This is a genomic window from Flavobacterium sp. (assembly GCF_034111225.1).
Lineage (GTDB): Bacteria > Bacteroidota > Bacteroidia > Flavobacteriales > Flavobacteriaceae > Flavobacterium.
In genome coordinates, this window is sequence record NZ_JAWUXR010000013.1 from 47,833 (window position 1) to 65,070 (window position 17,238).

At 31.7% G+C, this 17,238-nt stretch carries 15 protein-coding genes; 5 read left to right on the forward strand and 10 right to left on the reverse strand.

From position 1 onward, the window contains the following. Nucleotides 1-38: 38 nt before the first annotated feature. The 9 genes from UXY25_RS09755 to UXY25_RS09795 form a co-directional block, all read right to left on the reverse strand. Nucleotides 39-524 (reverse strand): dihydrofolate reductase, encoded by a 486-nt coding sequence (locus tag UXY25_RS09755; protein ID WP_320815831.1) that lies wholly within the window; start codon nt 522-524, stop codon nt 39-41. A 1-nt stretch (nt 525) separates the two neighbouring features. Then, nucleotides 526-1,002 (reverse strand): energy transducer TonB, encoded by a 477-nt coding sequence (locus tag UXY25_RS09760; RefSeq protein ID WP_320815832.1) that lies wholly within the window; start codon nt 1,000-1,002, stop codon nt 526-528. Nucleotide 1,003: 1 nt separating this feature from the next. Next, complete coding sequence (locus tag UXY25_RS09765; RefSeq protein WP_320815833.1) at nt 1,004-1,438, reverse strand: energy transducer TonB; 435 nt, start codon at nt 1,436-1,438, stop codon at nt 1,004-1,006. Continuing rightward, nucleotides 1,439-1,879 carry an energy transducer TonB gene (locus tag UXY25_RS09770; RefSeq protein ID WP_320815834.1) on the reverse strand — a complete coding sequence of 147 codons (441 nt, stop codon included), beginning with the start codon at nt 1,877-1,879 and terminating at the stop codon, nt 1,439-1,441. It lies immediately after the preceding gene. A 9-nt stretch (nt 1,880-1,888) separates the two neighbouring features. After that, nucleotides 1,889-2,713 carry a thymidylate synthase gene (locus tag UXY25_RS09775; RefSeq protein WP_320815835.1) on the reverse strand — a complete coding sequence of 275 codons (825 nt, stop codon included), beginning with the start codon at nt 2,711-2,713 and terminating at the stop codon, nt 1,889-1,891. A gap of 14 nt (nt 2,714-2,727) precedes the next feature. Continuing rightward, nucleotides 2,728-4,380, reverse strand: a complete 1,653-nt coding sequence (locus tag UXY25_RS09780; RefSeq protein WP_320815836.1) for a NupC/NupG family nucleoside CNT transporter — start codon at nt 4,378-4,380, stop codon at nt 2,728-2,730. A 20-nt stretch (nt 4,381-4,400) separates the two neighbouring features. Beyond that, nucleotides 4,401-5,030, reverse strand: coding sequence for a bifunctional nuclease family protein (locus UXY25_RS09785; protein WP_320815837.1), 630 nt, complete (start codon nt 5,028-5,030; stop codon nt 4,401-4,403). A 189-nt stretch (nt 5,031-5,219) separates the two neighbouring features. Beyond that, nucleotides 5,220-6,188, reverse strand: coding sequence for an electron transfer flavoprotein subunit alpha/FixB family protein (locus tag UXY25_RS09790; protein WP_320815838.1), 969 nt, complete (start codon nt 6,186-6,188; stop codon nt 5,220-5,222). Between the two features lie 44 nt (nt 6,189-6,232). Further along, nucleotides 6,233-6,979, reverse strand: a complete 747-nt coding sequence (locus tag UXY25_RS09795) for an electron transfer flavoprotein subunit beta/FixA family protein (RefSeq protein ID WP_320815839.1) — start codon at nt 6,977-6,979, stop codon at nt 6,233-6,235. Nucleotides 6,980-7,148: 169 nt separating this feature from the next. Between UXY25_RS09795 and UXY25_RS09800 the strand changes: the two genes are divergently transcribed. The 5 genes from UXY25_RS09800 (at nt 7,149) to UXY25_RS09820 (ending at nt 14,610) form a co-directional block, all read left to right on the forward strand. Continuing rightward, nucleotides 7,149-8,165, forward strand: coding sequence for a pyruvate dehydrogenase complex E1 component subunit beta (locus UXY25_RS09800; RefSeq protein ID WP_320815998.1), 1,017 nt, complete (start codon nt 7,149-7,151; stop codon nt 8,163-8,165). 78 nt (nt 8,166-8,243) lie between these two features. Then, nucleotides 8,244-10,718 (forward strand): DUF5686 and carboxypeptidase-like regulatory domain-containing protein, encoded by a 2,475-nt coding sequence (locus tag UXY25_RS09805; protein ID WP_320815840.1) that lies wholly within the window; start codon nt 8,244-8,246, stop codon nt 10,716-10,718. Nucleotide 10,719: 1 nt separating this feature from the next. Continuing rightward, complete coding sequence (locus UXY25_RS09810; protein WP_320815841.1) at nt 10,720-11,325, forward strand: DNA-3-methyladenine glycosylase 2 family protein; 606 nt, start codon at nt 10,720-10,722, stop codon at nt 11,323-11,325. Between the two features lie 76 nt (nt 11,326-11,401). Beyond that, entirely contained in the window at nt 11,402-11,932 is a 531-nt protein-coding gene (locus tag UXY25_RS09815; protein WP_320815842.1) for an inorganic diphosphatase, read from the forward strand. Nucleotides 11,933-12,039: 107 nt separating this feature from the next. After that, the gene (locus UXY25_RS09820) at nt 12,040-14,610 is read left to right on the forward strand and encodes a sodium-translocating pyrophosphatase (RefSeq protein ID WP_320815843.1); all 2,571 of its coding nucleotides are present in this window, start codon (nt 12,040-12,042) and stop codon (nt 14,608-14,610) included. Nucleotides 14,611-14,925: 315 nt separating this feature from the next. On the opposite strand, the gene UXY25_RS09825 is transcribed toward UXY25_RS09820, so the two are convergent. Continuing rightward, complete coding sequence (locus UXY25_RS09825; RefSeq protein ID WP_320815844.1) at nt 14,926-17,094, reverse strand: carboxy terminal-processing peptidase; 2,169 nt, start codon at nt 17,092-17,094, stop codon at nt 14,926-14,928. Nucleotides 17,095-17,238 lie beyond the last annotated feature (144 nt).

Sequence of the window (17,238 nt, forward strand, 5' to 3'; positions counted from 1 at the left end):
GTTCAAAAATACAATTATTAATCAAATTGATAAACTAATTAGGCCTTAACATAAGTTAAATAAGTAAAGTCATATTGATGCTTTTCATCTTTAGAATGAAACTCTTCGTTAATTAATTTCCATTTCTTGACATCAATTTCTGGAAAAAAAGTATCTGCATCAATAGTAGTATGCACTCTAGTCAATTCAATTTTATCAGCATCATCAATAGATTGCTTGTATATTTGTCCACCACCAATTATGAAACTCTCTTCATCTTTTGGACAAGTTTCAATTGCTTTTTTCAAACTACTAACAACGATACAACCTTCAGGAAAATCGTAATCCTTTTGACGTGTAATGATGATATGTGTTCTATTTGGCAAAGGCTTAGGGAAACTTTCAAATGTTTTTCTACCCATTATGATATAATGGCCAGTTGTTAATGCCTTAAAGCGCTTAAAATCATCTGGCAAATGCCAAACTAAATCATTATCTTTTCCAAGAGCATTATTTTCTGAAGCTGCGGCAATTATTGTAAGCATTTTATCTTTGCAATTTAAAATTAAGCGGCATACCGTATCTTACCTTAACAGGTTTCCCTTTTTGAAATCCAGGTTTCATTTTTGGCAATAATGAGAATATTCTTCTTGCTTCTGTTTGTAAAATAGGATCAGCTCCTCGTGTTTGTACATCTACAACATTTCCTTCTTTATCAATAACAAACTGAACTGAAACTCTTCCTTGAATGTTTCGCTTTTGTGCTTTACTTGGATATTTAAAGTTGGCCTTTATATGTTCACTCATTTTTGCATTAAAGCAATTCATTCTTTCTTTTTTCTCAACATCTTCACAACCTGGAAAAACAGGAATCTCTTCAATAATAGCAAAAGGTACATTATCAAGTTCTTTACCTTTTAACGAATCGTTAGTTGTAAGTACAACTTCTTTAGGTACATTTTCTTCTTGAGAAAATGAAATCAAACTCACAAAAAACAGAAATATAAATATTGTTTTTTTCATTTTATTGAATTTTAAAGGTAAGAGGCACTCCATATTTTACCATAACAGGTTTTCCTTTTTGAAATCCTGGTTTCATTTTTGGTAATAAAGAAAATATTCTTCTTGCTTCAGACTCAAGTATTGGATCAGCACCTATTGTTCTAATATCAGTAACATTTCCTTCTTTATCAATGATAAATTGAACTGAAACCATTCCTTGAATATTACGCCTTAATGCTTTCTTAGGGTATTTTAAATTTGCTTTAACATGCTCTTTTATTTTCTCATCAAAACATTCATTTCTATCTTTCCTATCTACTTCTTCACAACCAGGAAAAACAGGAATTTCTTCAATTATAGCAAATTTCACCTCTTCATTTCCATCCCCAGATAATTCAACTTGACTGAATAAATAAACGGGGGAAAATAGAAGAATAGAAAATAACAACTTACTCATTTATCTTAATTTAAAATTAATTGGTATCGAATATTTGATTTTAACTGATTTTCCCTCCTTTTTTGCAGGGGTAAATTTAGGTAGTAATGAAATTATCCTATATGCTTCTTTTTGTAATATTTTATGCCCGCCTATTGTTTCAATATCAATAACTTTACCTTTTTCATCAATAATAAAACTAACAATTACTTTTCCTTGAATATCATCTTCAGCAGCTCTATTTGGATACTTAAAATGCTTACGAATATGTTGTAACATTTTTTCATCAAAGCAATTGCTTTTTTCTTTTTTATCCCTTCCTAAACAATCATTTGAAGTTGGAGGAACATCAACTGTTCTAACCGAAAGCACTTCTGGGCTTTCATCAATTACATTCATTTCCTCTTGAGCAAAACATGAAATTGAAAAAAAAGTAATTAATAGAAAATATATTTTATTCATAATAATAAATTAAACGGCTACAGCACCTTTAATATGAGGATGAGGATCGTAACCTTCCAAAGTGAAATCTTCAAAAGTAAATTTCAAAATATCTTTCACTTCTGGGTTGATTTTCATCGTTGGAAGCGCTCTACATTCTCTTGTAAGTTGTAATTGCAACTGTTCAATATGATTATTATAAATATGAGCATCGCCAAAAGTGTGAATAAATTCACCTACATGTAAATCACAAACTTGAGCAATCATCATAGTAAATAATGCATAAGAAGCGATATTAAAAGGAACTCCTAAGAATATATCGGCACTTCTTTGGTACAATTGACAACTTAACTTACCATCGGCAACATAAAATTGGAAAAACGCATGGCACGGTGGCAAAGCGGCTTTATTATTTGCTACATTTTCCGAGAAAGAAACAGAGGTGTCTGGTAAAACACTTGGGTTCCAAGCGGAAACCAGCATTCTTCTGCTGTTAGGATTAGATTTTAAAGTGTCTATTAATTCTTTAATTTGGTCAATTTCTTCACTGTTCCAGTTGCGCCATTGGTGACCATAAACAGGGCCTAAATTGCCATTTTCATCAGCCCATGCGTCCCAAATTTTAACTCCGTTTTCTTGAAGGTATTTAATATTTGTATCGCCATTTAGAAACCAAAGTAATTCATGAATTATTGATTTTAAGTGTAGTTTTTTTGTTGTAACCATTGGAAAACCTTCACTTAAATCAAAACGCATTTGATAACCAAAAACACTTAATGTTCCTGTTCCTGTTCTATCTCCTTTTTGATTTCCGTTTTCTAAAACGTGTTTTACTAAATCGTGATATTGTTGCATTGATTTTATTTTATTTATCCAATAATCATTCCAGCAATTGTTGCTGAAAGTAAAGAAGCCAGACTTCCTCCAATAACCGCTTTCATTCCAAATTCTGATAATGTTTTACGTTGGTTTGGCGCCAAAGAACCAATTCCTCCAATTTGAATACCAATGGATGCAAAATTGGCAAAACCACATAACATATAGGTTGCCATAATTACCGATTTTTCAAAGGTAAAGTGAATATCGTTAGCTACATTTTTCAATTCGGCAAGTTGTATATAACCTACAAATTCAGAAGCTGCTAATTTAATACCTAACAGTTGTCCCATTAACATCATATCTTCCTTTGCAACTCCAATTAGCCACATTAATGGCGAAAATATAATTCCTAAAATCGTTTCTAATGAAAAAGCAGTGTAAGGAGTATATTCAGATATTAAAGTGTTTAAGCCGGTTAGCGCACCTACTTTTCCAAGTGTAAAATTTATTAAGGCAATAAAAGCAATAAATACTAATAACATTGCTGCAACATTTGCGGCTAACTTTAAACCTTCAGTTGTACCTGTCGCAATAGCGTCTAACACATTAGAACCTATTTTATCTTTTGTTACCTCAACTTCTGTATTAATTATTTCAGTTTGAGGGTATAATATTTTCGATATTACAATTGCTCCTGGCGCAGCCATTACTGAAGCCGCTAGTAAATGCCTTGCGAATTGAGCTTCTAGCACTTTATCTCCACCGCCTAAAAATCCTATATATGCTGCTAATACTCCACCAGCTACTGTTGCCATTCCACCAATCATTACTAGTAGAATTTCACTTTTATTCATTTTTTCTAAGTAAGCTTTAATTAACAAAGGAGCCTCTGTTTGTCCTAAAAATATATTACCTGCAACAGATAAACTTTCTGCTCCAGAAATTTTTAGCAATTTTGTCAATCCTTTAGCCATGAATTTCACAACAATTTGAATAACACCTAAATAAAACAATAAAGAAGTTAATGCTGAGAAGAATATGATTGTAGGAAGTACTTGAAAAAGAAAAATGAATCCAAAACTTTTAATATCCATCATTCCACCAAGTAAAAATTCACTTCCGGCTCTTGTAAATTCTAATACTTTGGTAAACATTCTACCTACTATATCGAAAAACATTTGAATAAAACCAACTTTCAAAATTCCGAATGCCAATACTAATTGAGCAAATAATCCAATCCCAACAGTTTTCCAATTGATCGCCTTTCTGTTAGCACTAAATAAAAATGCAACTCCAAAAAGAGCAAACATTCCTAAAATTCCACGACCAATTCCGGTTGGCGTCATTCCGCCACTTGGTATTAAAACTGCACCATTATTAGCTTCTTTTACTTTGTTTGAAGCAAAAAAAGAATATGCTTTCCCTTTCGTTTTTAACGTTAAAGTAGAGTCAGTTCTGGCTTCGATGACAAATCTTTTAGTTGGAGAATCTGAGTTATTTTCAAATAAGAACAAATACTTGTCTTGAACTAAATAATCTCCTTTTTGAAACAAACTATCTGACGATAATTTTAATTGGTAGCTACCTTCATTAAGTTCTAAATAATCATTAGCGCCCAATTGCCATTTTTTTTCTATTTCTTGAGCATTCATTGTCAAAAAACCAAGACAAATCACTAATGTTAAAATTATTTTTTTAATCATGTTAAGTGTAGATTATTTTTTTAAGATTCTTTTTTTGAGATTTCATCTCTAATTTTTGCTGCTTTTTCATAGTCTTCATTTTGAACAGCTTCTTCTAACTTGCTGTGTAATTCTTCTAAAGAATTTGCAGTATAATCTTCAACGTGAGGAGTTGAATCTTCTATTTCCCCGAAAATTTCTGGAGCAGAAAGTGAACCTTCTTTTTCAGTTTCAGTTTTTTCTCCTTCTGAAGGGTTAATTTGAAGAAAAATCCCGGCTTTATCTAAGATATTTTTATAAGTAAAAATTGGCGCATTAAACCTTAATGCTAAAGCAATTGCATCTGAAGTTCGAGCATCGATAATTTCCTCGATTTTATCTCTTTCACAAATAATACTTGAAAAGAAAACACCATCAACTAATTTATGAATGATTACTTGTTTTACTATAATATCAAATCTATCAGCAAAGTTTTTAAACAAATCGTGCGTCAAAGGTCTAGGCGGCTTTATTTCTTTCTCTAAAGCTATGGCTATAGATTGTGCCTCAAAAGCACCTATAACAATAGGTAGTTTTCGTTCTCCATCAACTTCATTTAAAATTAAAGCATACGCTCCATTTTGAGTTTGACTGTAGGAAATTCCTTTTATAGTTAGTTTTACTAAACTCATATTTTATTAATTCAATACCTTTTTAAGTTCTTTCAGAAAAAAGGACACTTTTTAGACTGTAATCTATTACAAATATAAGAAACACAAAATGCTTTTTAATGATTAGTGGTCAAAAATAAAAAAAAGAGCCATTTAAACAAAGATAACAAGTATCAAAGTTAAATGGCTCTTTAAATAAATTTGTATTTTTTAAGCGTTATTTGCTTTAAATGCTTTTAATTTTTCAATTAGCGCTGGGACAATTTCAAAAGCATCACCAACAACGCCATAATCTGCAACTTTAAAGAAAGGTGCATCAGCATCTGTATTGATAACTACTTTTACTTTAGAAGAGTTAATTCCTGCAATGTGCTGGATTGCTCCAGAAATTCCAACTGCTATATATAGATTCGCAGCTACAGGTTTTCCTGTTTGCCCTACGTGCTCACTATGAGGTCTCCAACCAATATCAGAAACTGGTTTAGAACAAGCCGTTGCAGCACCAAGTACTGAAGCTAATTCTTCAATCATTCCCCAATTTTCAGGTCCTTTCATTCCACGACCTGCAGAAACTACTATATCAGCATCTGCAATAGTAACTTTTCCAGATACTTTCTCAACACTTTCTACTTTTATTCCAAAATCTGTATCATTTAAAGTAGGATTAAAATCTTCTTCTGTTAAAGAAGACGAAGATTCAACTAGTCCAAATGAATTTTTTGCAATAGCAATTACCTTAACTTCAGTTTCAATTTCAGTTACATTAAAAGCTTTATTAGAGAAAGCACTTCTTTTCACTTGAAACGGAGAAGTAGTTATAGGCAACGCAACAACATTTGAAGCAAATCCTGCATTTAAACCAACTGCCACAAGTGGAGCAAGATATAAACTATCCGTAGTTGAAGATAAGACTACTAATTTTGTTCCTTCTTTTTCAGCAGCTTGTTTAATTGCGTCAGCATAAGCCTTTGCATTAAATGCTGTTAATTTATCGTTTGAAACTTTAATTACTTTATCAACACCATAGTTTGATAATTCAGAAACATCTGAAGTATTTACAGTTAACGCAGTAACAGTAGTTCCCATTGACTCTGCAACTTTTTTTGCGTAAGAAGCTAATTCAAACGCAACTTTTTTAAATTTTCCTTCTGCTGATTCAGCATATATTAATATAGACATATCTATTTAAATTTTTTAAGTTTATGATTATAGAATGTGAATTCTTAAATCACTTTTGCTTCGTTATGTAATAAATTTACTAACTCATCTAAATTATCAGCAGCAACTAGTTTAACCGCCGATTTTGGAGCTGGCTTTTCAAACTTAACTGCCTTAGTTGCAGCAACATCAGAAGTTGGTTCGACAACAGTTAATGCTTTAGAACGAGCCATCATAATTCCTCTCATGTTTGGAATTCTCAAGTCTTTTTCTTCTACTAATCCTTTTTGACCTCCAACGATTAAAGGTAATGATGTTGATAAAGTTTCTTTACCACCGTCAATTTCTCTTATAACCTTAGCATTATTGCCATCTACTTCTAAACCTGTACATGAATTAACAAAATTATATCCCAAAAGAGCAGATAACATTCCTGGTACCATTCCTCCATTATAATCTAATGATTCTTTACCTGCAATAATTAAATCATAACTACCTTGTTTGGCAACTTCTGCTAATTGTTTAGCAACAAACATTCCATCCGTAGGATTTGCATTTACTCTAATTGCTTCATCAGCACCAATAGCTAATGCTTTTCTTAATGTAGCTTCAGCGTCTGTCCCTCCAACATTAACAACCGTTACAGTTGCTCCATTTTGTTCTTTTAAAATCACAGCTTTCGTTAAACCAAACTCATCATTAGGATTAATAACAAATTGAACGCCACTTGTGTCGAACTCTGTATCACCATTAGTGAAATTGATTTTTGAGGTAGTATCAGGCACGTGACTGATGCAAACTAATATTTTCATTTTCTGTTTTTATAAGTGAATAATAATGCTACGAAATTACAAAATAATTTCAAAATAAATACTATGCACGCATAACAAATTTATTTCTAAAAGCTTTTTTTATCTCTTAAATAACGAATTAACTATTTATAACCTTTTTTTTTGCTATATATATATTATAATTTTTACTATTTTTGCCTTTCAATACAAATTAAATAAGTCAAATTTAATGAGAACGATACAATTTAGAGAAGCTGTTTGTGAGGCGATGAGTGAAGAAATGCGTCGCGATGAATCTATTTATTTAATGGGTGAAGAAGTTGCTGAATACAATGGTGCTTACAAAGCATCTAAAGGAATGCTTGATGAGTTTGGCCCAAAAAGAGTAATTGACACTCCTATTGCTGAATTAGGATTTGCTGGAATTGCTGTTGGTTCAGCTATGAACGGAAATCGTCCTATAGTAGAATTCATGACGTTTAACTTTTCATTAGTTGGTATTGATCAAATTATTAACAACGCAGCTAAAATGCGTCAAATGTCTGGCGGACAATTTAATATGCCTATTGTTTTTCGTGGCCCAACTGCTTCAGCAGGTCAATTAGGAGCTACACATTCACAAGCTTTTGAAAACTGGTTTGCAAACACTCCAGGTTTAAAAGTTGTTGTTCCTTCAAACGTTTATGATGCAAAAGGTTTATTAAAAGCAGCAATTAGAGATAACGATCCTGTTATTTTTATGGAATCTGAACAAATGTATGGAGATAAAGGTGAAGTACCAGAAGGAGATTATGTATTGCCTTTAGGTGTTGCTGATATTAAAAGAGAAGGTACAGATGTGACTATTGTTTCTTTTGGTAAAATTATTAAAGAAGCTTTTCTTGCTGCTGATGAATTAGCAAAAGAAGGAATTTCTTGTGAGATAATTGACTTAAGAACGGTTCGTCCAATGGATTATGACACAATCATTAACTCTGTTAAAAAGACAAACCGATTAGTAGTATTAGAAGAAGCTTGGCCTTTTGCAAGTGTTGCTTCTGAAATTACATATATGGTTCAAGAACGTGCTTTTGATTTTCTTGACGCACCAATTCAAAGAATTACAACTGCAGATACTCCAGCACCATATTCACCAGTTTTACTAAAGGAATGGTTACCAAATGCTGATGATGTTATTAAAGCAGTTAAAAAAGTTACATACAAATAAAGAATAACTTACTATATTTGAAACTTCATCAGTTATTCTGATGAAGTTTTTTGTTTAAATGAATAGGGAATAAACACCATGAAGAACATATTATTTTTTTTATTGATATTTACCACTAACCTTTTTGCACAATCAAAAGTTGGAGGGAAAGTTGTTGACGAGTTTGATGAACCAATAGCTTTTGCTAATGTCTTTTTTAAAAACTCAATTGAAGGAGTTATTACCGATGAGAATGGAAACTTCTATTTTGAAGGAAAAAAAGATTATGAAATATTAGTAATTTCTTTCGTTGGCTTTGAAACAAAAGAGCTTAAATTAAAACCTGGTTTAAACAAAAATTTAATTGTAAAACTTGCTGAAGGAACAACCTTAAAAGAGGTTGTAGTATATACAGGAAAAACTTCAAAAAAAGACAATCCAGCTTTAGATATTTTAAGGAAAATTTGGGAACGTAAAAGAAAAAACGGGCTTCATATGTTTAAACAATACCAATATGATAAATACGAAAAGGTAGAGTTTGACATGAATACTATTGACAGTGCTTTCATAAACAGCAAAGTATTCAAAGGAATGGAGTTTATTTTTGATAATATTGACACTTCAAGAGTTACAGGAAAAACATACTTGCCTATTTTCATTAATGAAAGTGTAAGCGAAGTTAATGGCGACAACGTTATTAAAAAAGAAAAAGAAATACTAAAAGCTACTAAAAATTCTGGTTTTGGAAATGGAGACGGAGTAAATACCTTTATAAAAGACCTATATGCTAGTTATGATATTTATGACAATTATTTAAAATTCTTCGACAAAGACTTTGTAAGTCCATTATCCAGAACAGGGATAAATGTATACAATTATGTTCTTAACGATAGTTCTTACATTGACAACAAATGGTGTTATCACATTGTATATTATCCAAGAAGAAAAAACGAGTTAACTTTTAAAGGTTCATTTTGGGTAAACGACTCTACTTTTGCTATAAAAAAAATCACCTTAGAGGCTAGTAAAAGCGCAAACATAAACTGGGTCAAAGAAATCTATATTGAACAAGATTTTGATGTTTTAAACGACTCCGTATTCTTATTAAAAAGAGATCATATGATGAGTGACTTTAGCTTTTCTAAAAAAGAAGAATCTAAAGGAGTCTACGGAAAAAGAACAACCGTTTTTAAAAATCATAAATTCGACATTCTAAAAGGAGATAAATTCTATAAAGAAGAAGTCAACTTCTATGACAACAGTGTTTTCAATAAAACAGATGAATATTGGGCTGAAAATAGATTTGAGGAACTCAATAAAAATGAAGCTGGGATATACAAAATGCTCGACACCTTAGAAACCGTACCTCGATTTAAAAGAATATACAACCTAGCAACAATATTAGGAAGTGGTTACATACAATATGGTAATTTTGATTTTGGACCCATTTTTTCAACTTTTGGGTACAATGATGTAGAAGGACAACGATTAAGAGTTGGAGGAAGAACATATTTTGGACCAAATGACAAATGGAGAGTTCAAGGTTATACAGCTTATGGTTTCAAAGACAATAAGTTCAAATACGGTATTTCTGGTAAATGGATGGTTAATCCTAAAAACCGACTAATACTTTCGATAGGAAACAGAAGAGATGTTGAACAAATGGGAGTTAGTTTAACCACATCAAACGATGTTTTAGGAAGAAGTTTTGCATCTTCTTCATTTTTTTCTAGCGGTGTTAATGACAAATTAACATCCATTAATTTAACGAATATAGGTGCAGAAATTGAATTTGTAAAAAACTTTACTTTTAAAACTAACATTTCTTATAGAACATTAATATCTGCTTCTGATTCATTTAGCTTAGATTATTTTACAGATGAATCACTTACCACTATTAAAAGTGATGTAAAACAATCTGAAGTAAATTTACAATTAGATTATACTCCGGGAAGAAAAACAATTGGTTATGGTGTAGATAGATTAGAGGTCGATAATAATTATGCGCGCATATTCTTAAGTTATAGTCAAGGTTTTAAAGGGGTATTAGATAGTGATTTTGATTATCAAAAACTACAATTTTATTACAGACAACCTGTTTTAATCGGAGGGTTTGGAAGGCTGTTTACAACTTTCGAAACTGGCAAAATATTTAATGAAGTCCCTTTAGGATTAATGGGTGTTGTTCCTGGAAATCAATCTTACTTCATTATTGAAAACACATACAATTTGCTAAATTGGTATGAGTTTGTAGCTGACGAATATGCTTCTTTACATTTTGAGCATCACTTTAATGGAAGACTTTTCTCAAGAATCCCTTATTTTAGAAAACTAAACTTAAGAGAAATAATAGGAATAAAAGGAGTTTACGGAAGAGTTTCAGATGAAAATAGATTAATCAATGCCTCTGGTCTAAATTATGTTGCGCCAGAGGATTTGTATTGGGAATATCACGCAGGGATTGGGAATATATTCAAGGTTTTGAGAATCGACTTTGCATGGCGTGGAAGTTATTTAGATATGCCAAATGCTAATAAATTTGGGATAAAAGCTTCTTTCGGTTTTTATTTTTAGCATGAACGATTCACTAGAATATTTAATCAAAAAAGATGAAGTCTTAAAGCAAGCATATTGTGATTTAGGCGACCCTTATATCCCTTGTAGACCAGAAGGATTCGAAACACTTTGCAAACTTATAATAGAACAGCAAGTTTCTCTAGAATCTGCAAAAGCTTGCTTTAAAAATTTAGAAGCAAATATTGGAAACATCATTCCTGAAAATATTTTAAAGTATTCTATAGAAGAATTAAGAACCTTTTCAATTAGTAAGCAAAAAGCTTCCTATTTAATTGCATTGTCAAACGCAGTAGTTGAAAAAACTTTAAACATTGAAAATTTATCATTGTTAAATGATGATGAAATAAGAAACCAGTTAATCAAAGTAAAAGGCATAGGAAACTGGACTATTGATATATATCTAATGTTTTGCTTACAATCTAAAGACATTATTCCTTTAGGTGACATCGCAGTTGTAAACACAATTAAAGAACTTTATAATTGTGAATCTCTAGAAGAAATTAAACAAGTTTCTGAAAGCTGGAAACCATACAGAAGTATGGCAACCTACCTACTTTGGCACTACTATCTTACAAAAAGAAACAGAAAGCCAATAATTTACTAATAAATTCAAATTACTTTTTTTTAAATAAAATAAAGAATTTGTACCTTTGCACCCCTTAAAAAGAAATACCTAAGAAATGACAGCAGATAAAATTACAACTTTCGATGTGTTAATCGAAATTCCAAGAGGAAGTAGAAATAAATATGAATACGATTTTGAGATAAAAAGAATGCGATTTGATAGAATGCTTTTTTCTTCAATGATGTATCCAGCAGATTACGGGTTTATTCCAGAAACTTTAGCGTTAGATGGCGACCCTTTAGATGTTTTAGTATTGGTTACAGAACCAACTTTTCCTGGCTGTGTAATGGAAGTAAAACCTATTGGCGTATTCCACATGGCAGATGATAAAGGACCAGATGAAAAAGTAATTTGTGTGCCCGTTTCAGATCCTATTTGGAACTCATTAAATGACTTAAGTGATGTTAACCAACATTTAATAAAAGAAATCGAACATTTCTTTCAAGTTTATAAAGACTTAGAAAACAAACAAGTAGATGTTGAAGGTTGGGGAGATGTAAATGAAGCTCGTGCAATTATTAAAGCCTGTACAGATCGTTTTGATGCAATTGAAAACAAACCAGAAGGATTATTTAGCATTAAATAATTATTTTTAATAGAAGTAAAAAAGGCGCTATTCATTTGGAATAGTGCCTTTTTTGTTTATTTTTGTTTGTTTCGAAAAAAATTTATAACTAAAATAACTAAAACTATATGGATTCAATAATGATTTACATGCCAATTATTATGGCACTTTTAGGGCTTGTTTTTATGATGTATAAAAGGGCTTGGGTTTTAAAACAAGATGCTGGCGATGGTAAAATGAAAGAAATTTCAGACTATATCTACGAGGGCGCACTTGCGTTTTTAAAAGCAGAATATAGATTGTTGACATTTTTTGTTATTGGGGCAAGTATAGTTTTAGCAGCTATTGCTTATTTTGTTCCTACAACAAGTTACTTAATCATTATTGCGTTTATCATTGGAGCTATATTCTCTGCATTAGCAGGAAATATGGGAATGAAAATAGCTACCAAAACAAATGTTAGAACTACGCAAGCAGCTCGTACTAGTTTACCACAAGCATTAAAAGTTTCTTTTGGCGGTGGAACAGTAATGGGGCTAGGCGTTGCTGGTTTAGCTGTTTTAGGCTTAACTGCTTTCTTTATTATATTTTTTAAATATTTTATGGGAGGAGTTTGGACTTCTACTGAAGACATGACACTTGTATTAGAAACATTAGCTGGTTTTTCTCTTGGAGCAGAATCTATTGCATTATTTGCACGTGTAGGTGGTGGAATTTATACTAAAGCTGCCGATGTTGGTGCTGATTTAGTTGGAAAAGTAGAAGCTGGTATTCCAGAAGATGACCCTCGTAATCCTGCTACAATCGCAGATAACGTTGGAGACAATGTTGGAGATGTTGCTGGTATGGGTGCCGATTTATTCGGTTCTTATGTAGCTACCGTTTTAGCAGCAATGGTTCTTGGAAACTACGTTATTAAAGACATGGGTGGAAGTATTCAAGATGCTTTCGGAGGAATTGGACCTATCTTATTGCCTATGGCAATTGCAGGTTTCGGAATTTTATTCTCTATCATTGGTACAATGTTAGTTAAAATTAAAGATAACGATGCAAAAGAAAAACAAGTACAAGGTGCTTTAAATATTGGAAACTGGGTTTCTATAGTTTTAACATTAATCTCTTGTTATTTCTTAGTAAAATATATGTTACCAGAAACTATGCGAATGAGTTTCTTTGGTGAAGGAATTAAAGATATTTCTTCAATGAGAGTGTTTTATGCTACTATTGTTGGATTAGTTGTTGGAGGAGTTATTTCTTCAATTACAGAGTATTATACAGGATTAGGCACAAAACCAGTATTGGCAATTGTACAAAAATCATCTACAGGAGCAGGAACAAACGTAATTGCAGGTTTAGCAACAGGAATGATTTCTACTTTCCCTACTGTATTGATTTTTGCTGCAGCAATTTGGTCTTCTTACGCATTGGCAGGTTTCTATGGTGTAGCTTTAGCAGCTTCAGCAATGATGGCTACAACAGCTATGCAATTAGCAATTGACGCTTTCGGACCTATTGCAGATAATGCAGGTGGAATTGCTGAAATGAGTGAGCAAGACCCAATCGTTAGAGAACGTACAGATATCTTAGATTCAGTTGGAAATACAACTGCAGCAACAGGTAAAGGATTTGCAATTGCTTCGGCTGCATTAACATCTTTAGCTTTATTTGCTGCCTATGTTACTTTTACAGGAATTGATGGAATTAATATTTTTAAAGCGCCAGTTTTAGCAATGTTATTTGTTGGTGGGATGGTACCAGTTGTATTCTCTGCATTAGCAATGAATTCTGTTGGTAAAGCTGCAATGGACATGGTATACGAAGTACGCCGTCAGTTCAAAGAAATTCCAGGAATCATGGAAGGTACTGGGAAGCCAGATTATGCAAAATGTGTAGATATTTCGACTAAAGCAGCGTTAAGAGAAATGATGTTACCAGGAATATTAACAATAGGATTTCCTTTAGTAATTGCATTCTTGCCATTATTATTTGGAATGGATAAATTAGCTATAGCAGAAATGTTAGGAGGTTATATGGCTGGAGTTACTGTTAGTGGTGTACTTTGGGCAATTTTCCAAAACAATGCTGGTGGAGCTTGGGACAATGCTAAAAAATCTTTTGAAGCAGGTGTAGAGATTAACGGAGAAATGACTTTTAAAGGTTCTGACGCTCATAAAGCAGCAGTAACTGGAGATACAGTTGGAGATCCATTTAAAGACACTTCTGGACCATCTATGAATATTTTAATTAAATTAACGTGTTTAATTGGTTTAGTAATTGCACCTATTTTAGGTGGTCATGGAGCGAGTACAGAAAAAGGAGCATGTTGTGCAACAACTGAAGTTGTTTGTAACAGCGGAAAATGTGACTTATCTAAGTGCGCAACAATGACTAAAGATGAATGTGCTGCAATGTGCGAAAGCAATGGATGTTCTGATGCATGTAAAGAAAAATGCATGTCTCAATACGATGAGAATGGTACATATATTGGAGCTGCTGGACATGTTCACAGTGCAAAATGCAATCATAGCAAAGTAGAATACAAAGACGTTAAAATTCAAAAAACAAAATCTGATAACGGAAAAGTTACTGCAAAAGTTACTCTAACAACAGTAGTTGATGGAAAAGAAGTTGTAGAAGAAAAAGTTTTTGAAGGTGACGACCTAGAAGTTGAAGCAAAAATTGCTGAATTAGGTTTATAATTCAAAACATAAATACAAAAAAAGCCCTGTAGAAATACAGGGCTTTTTTTTGTATTCTTATTATAGATTTCAGAATAAATATAACTACACACTATTAATTTATTATACTAATATATTGTGTATAATTGTATTTTTAAAGATTTATCATTCCGAGATACATGGAATCATAAATCTTTAATACTAAGTAATATTTATCAAATCTGTTCTCTATCCCTCGTCGAAATAACAATCGATATTCTTTTTAATTGGTTTTAGAATTAAGTGAAATTATTACTAAATAAAAAACCCTCGAAATTACGAGGGTTTTTTATTTAGTTACTCTACTCCTACGAGCTTTTTCTTTTTATTATGAGCCATAGGCTTTACCTCATTATATACTTTTAAATCTAATAATACATTTACACCTTCATCGATATAAACATCTTTTTCCATATCATCATACCATCTTTGTCTCTTCTCTTTTAAAAGTTCGTCTTTATCTAAAACAATAGCTTCTTCCGGCAATGAGTTAAAGAGTAACTTATTATGAAAATTAGAAATAGCTTTGAATTTTTTAAGTTGCTCGTCTGCATTTTCAATTTCCTTTTTAAAAGTATCAATATTTAAACTGTAATCGTTAATATCTTTTCTTTCAAAAATCCATTTAGCATTTTCGGTAATCAGCTTAAATTGTTCACTAGCATCAATTCTAGCCTTACTTTTAGCAACTATGTTTTCAAATCCAGAAAACACTGTCTTATAACTTACTTGCTCAATTTTATCCCAAGGCAAAGCTTCTTTTTCATCGCGCTCACCCATATCTAAAAATGCAAATCTATCTGGCAAAACAATATCACTTAAAACACCTTCTCTTTGGGTAGAACCACCGTTTATTCTATAAAACTTTTGAGTCGTTGTTTTTAAAGCTCCTAAATCTCCATAAGAACTACCTCTAACGAATTGATTTAAATCAATAACATTTTGTACCGTTCCTTTACCATAAGTGTGCTTACTGCCTATTACAACTCCTCTTTTATAATCTTGTATTGCTGCCGCAAAAATTTCAGATGCTGAAGCAGAAAAATTATCTACCATTACAACTAATGGCCCAGTCCATTGAACTCTAGAATCTTTATCAGATAGAATTTCTGGTTTTCTATTTGGCGATTTTACTTGAACAATTGGCCCTTGTTCAATGAACAAACCAGTCATATTTACAACCGTTTCTAGTGAACCCCCACCATTTCCTCTAAGATCAATTATTAAACCTTTAATATTTTGTTTTTTTAATTTTTCAATCTCAATTGCTACATCTTTAAATGCATCTCTTTCGTTTTTATTATCAAAACTAATGTAGAATTTAGGTAAATAAATGATTCCGTACTTTTCTCCGCCTTTATCAATAATTGATGATTTAGCAAAAGTTTCTTCGGTTTCAACTTCATCACGAATAATAGAAATAACTTCTAAAGTTCCGTCTACTTTTTTAACTGTTAAACGAACCTCGGTTCCTTTTGGACCTTTAATTTTCTTTACAATATCATCTAATCGCATTCCTGCAATATCTAATGGCTCTTCTTTTCCTTGAGCAACTTTCAAAATTAAATCTCCAGCTTCTAATTTTTTCCCTCTCCAAGCTGGTCCACCAGAAATTAGTTCTGAAACCTCAACAACATCATTCTTCTTCTGTAATCTAGCACCAATTCCTTCAAATTTTCCACTCATGCTGATATCGAATTTATCTTTATCGTCTGGTGAAAAATAAAACGTATGAGGATCAAAACGCTCCACAATTGAGTTGATGAAAATTGAAAACCAATCGCTTCTATCCAATTCTTTTTCAATAAAATCAAAATACTCATTTAATGATTTTAAAGAATTTTCCCTTGCATCAATTTCTAATTCTTTAAAGGTTTTAACTGTATAAGTTGAATCTTTTCCTTTTTTACTTGCTTCTATTTTTTCTTTATCAATAATACTTGGTAAAATTGAAAGCTTCAATTGCTTTTCCCATCTTTCGATAAGTTCAGCATTCGTTTTAGCATTAGCCTGCTTTTCATAATCAACATTGATCATTTGATTTGTAGAAAAATTTAAAGGAGAACTCAAAATATCATTAAAAATATCTCTTGACTCGTGAATACGCTTTAGTAATCTTGTATTTGTTAAGTCAAAAAAAGTAAGATCTTTATTCTTAATCATATCATCAATAGAGTTTTCGTATTTCGAAAATTCATCCATATCTGACTGCAAGAAAAAACGCTTTGATGGATCTATTGCTGTTAAATATTTTGAATATACATTTCTGGAAAACTCATCATCCATAGCAATTGGGCTATAATGACCTTTTTCCAACACTAAAGTTAAAAGTTCAAGCAGCACCTTATCTTTTTCCGGGTCTTCATTTTTTGTAGACGGCACAAAACTCCACAACACAGCAGAAAGTGCCGTAACAAGTAAAATTATTTTATAATTTCTTTTCATAAAATCAACAATTCGTTTCATTAATAAAATTTTCAACTAAGATACATTAAAAACCGTGCCAGTTAAATACAATTTACGATAATTTTTTGTTAAAGATTCCCAATGAGATTGACACTTAATCTCATTTTTACATTTAAATTATTTAAATTAGCCAAAAATATGTTT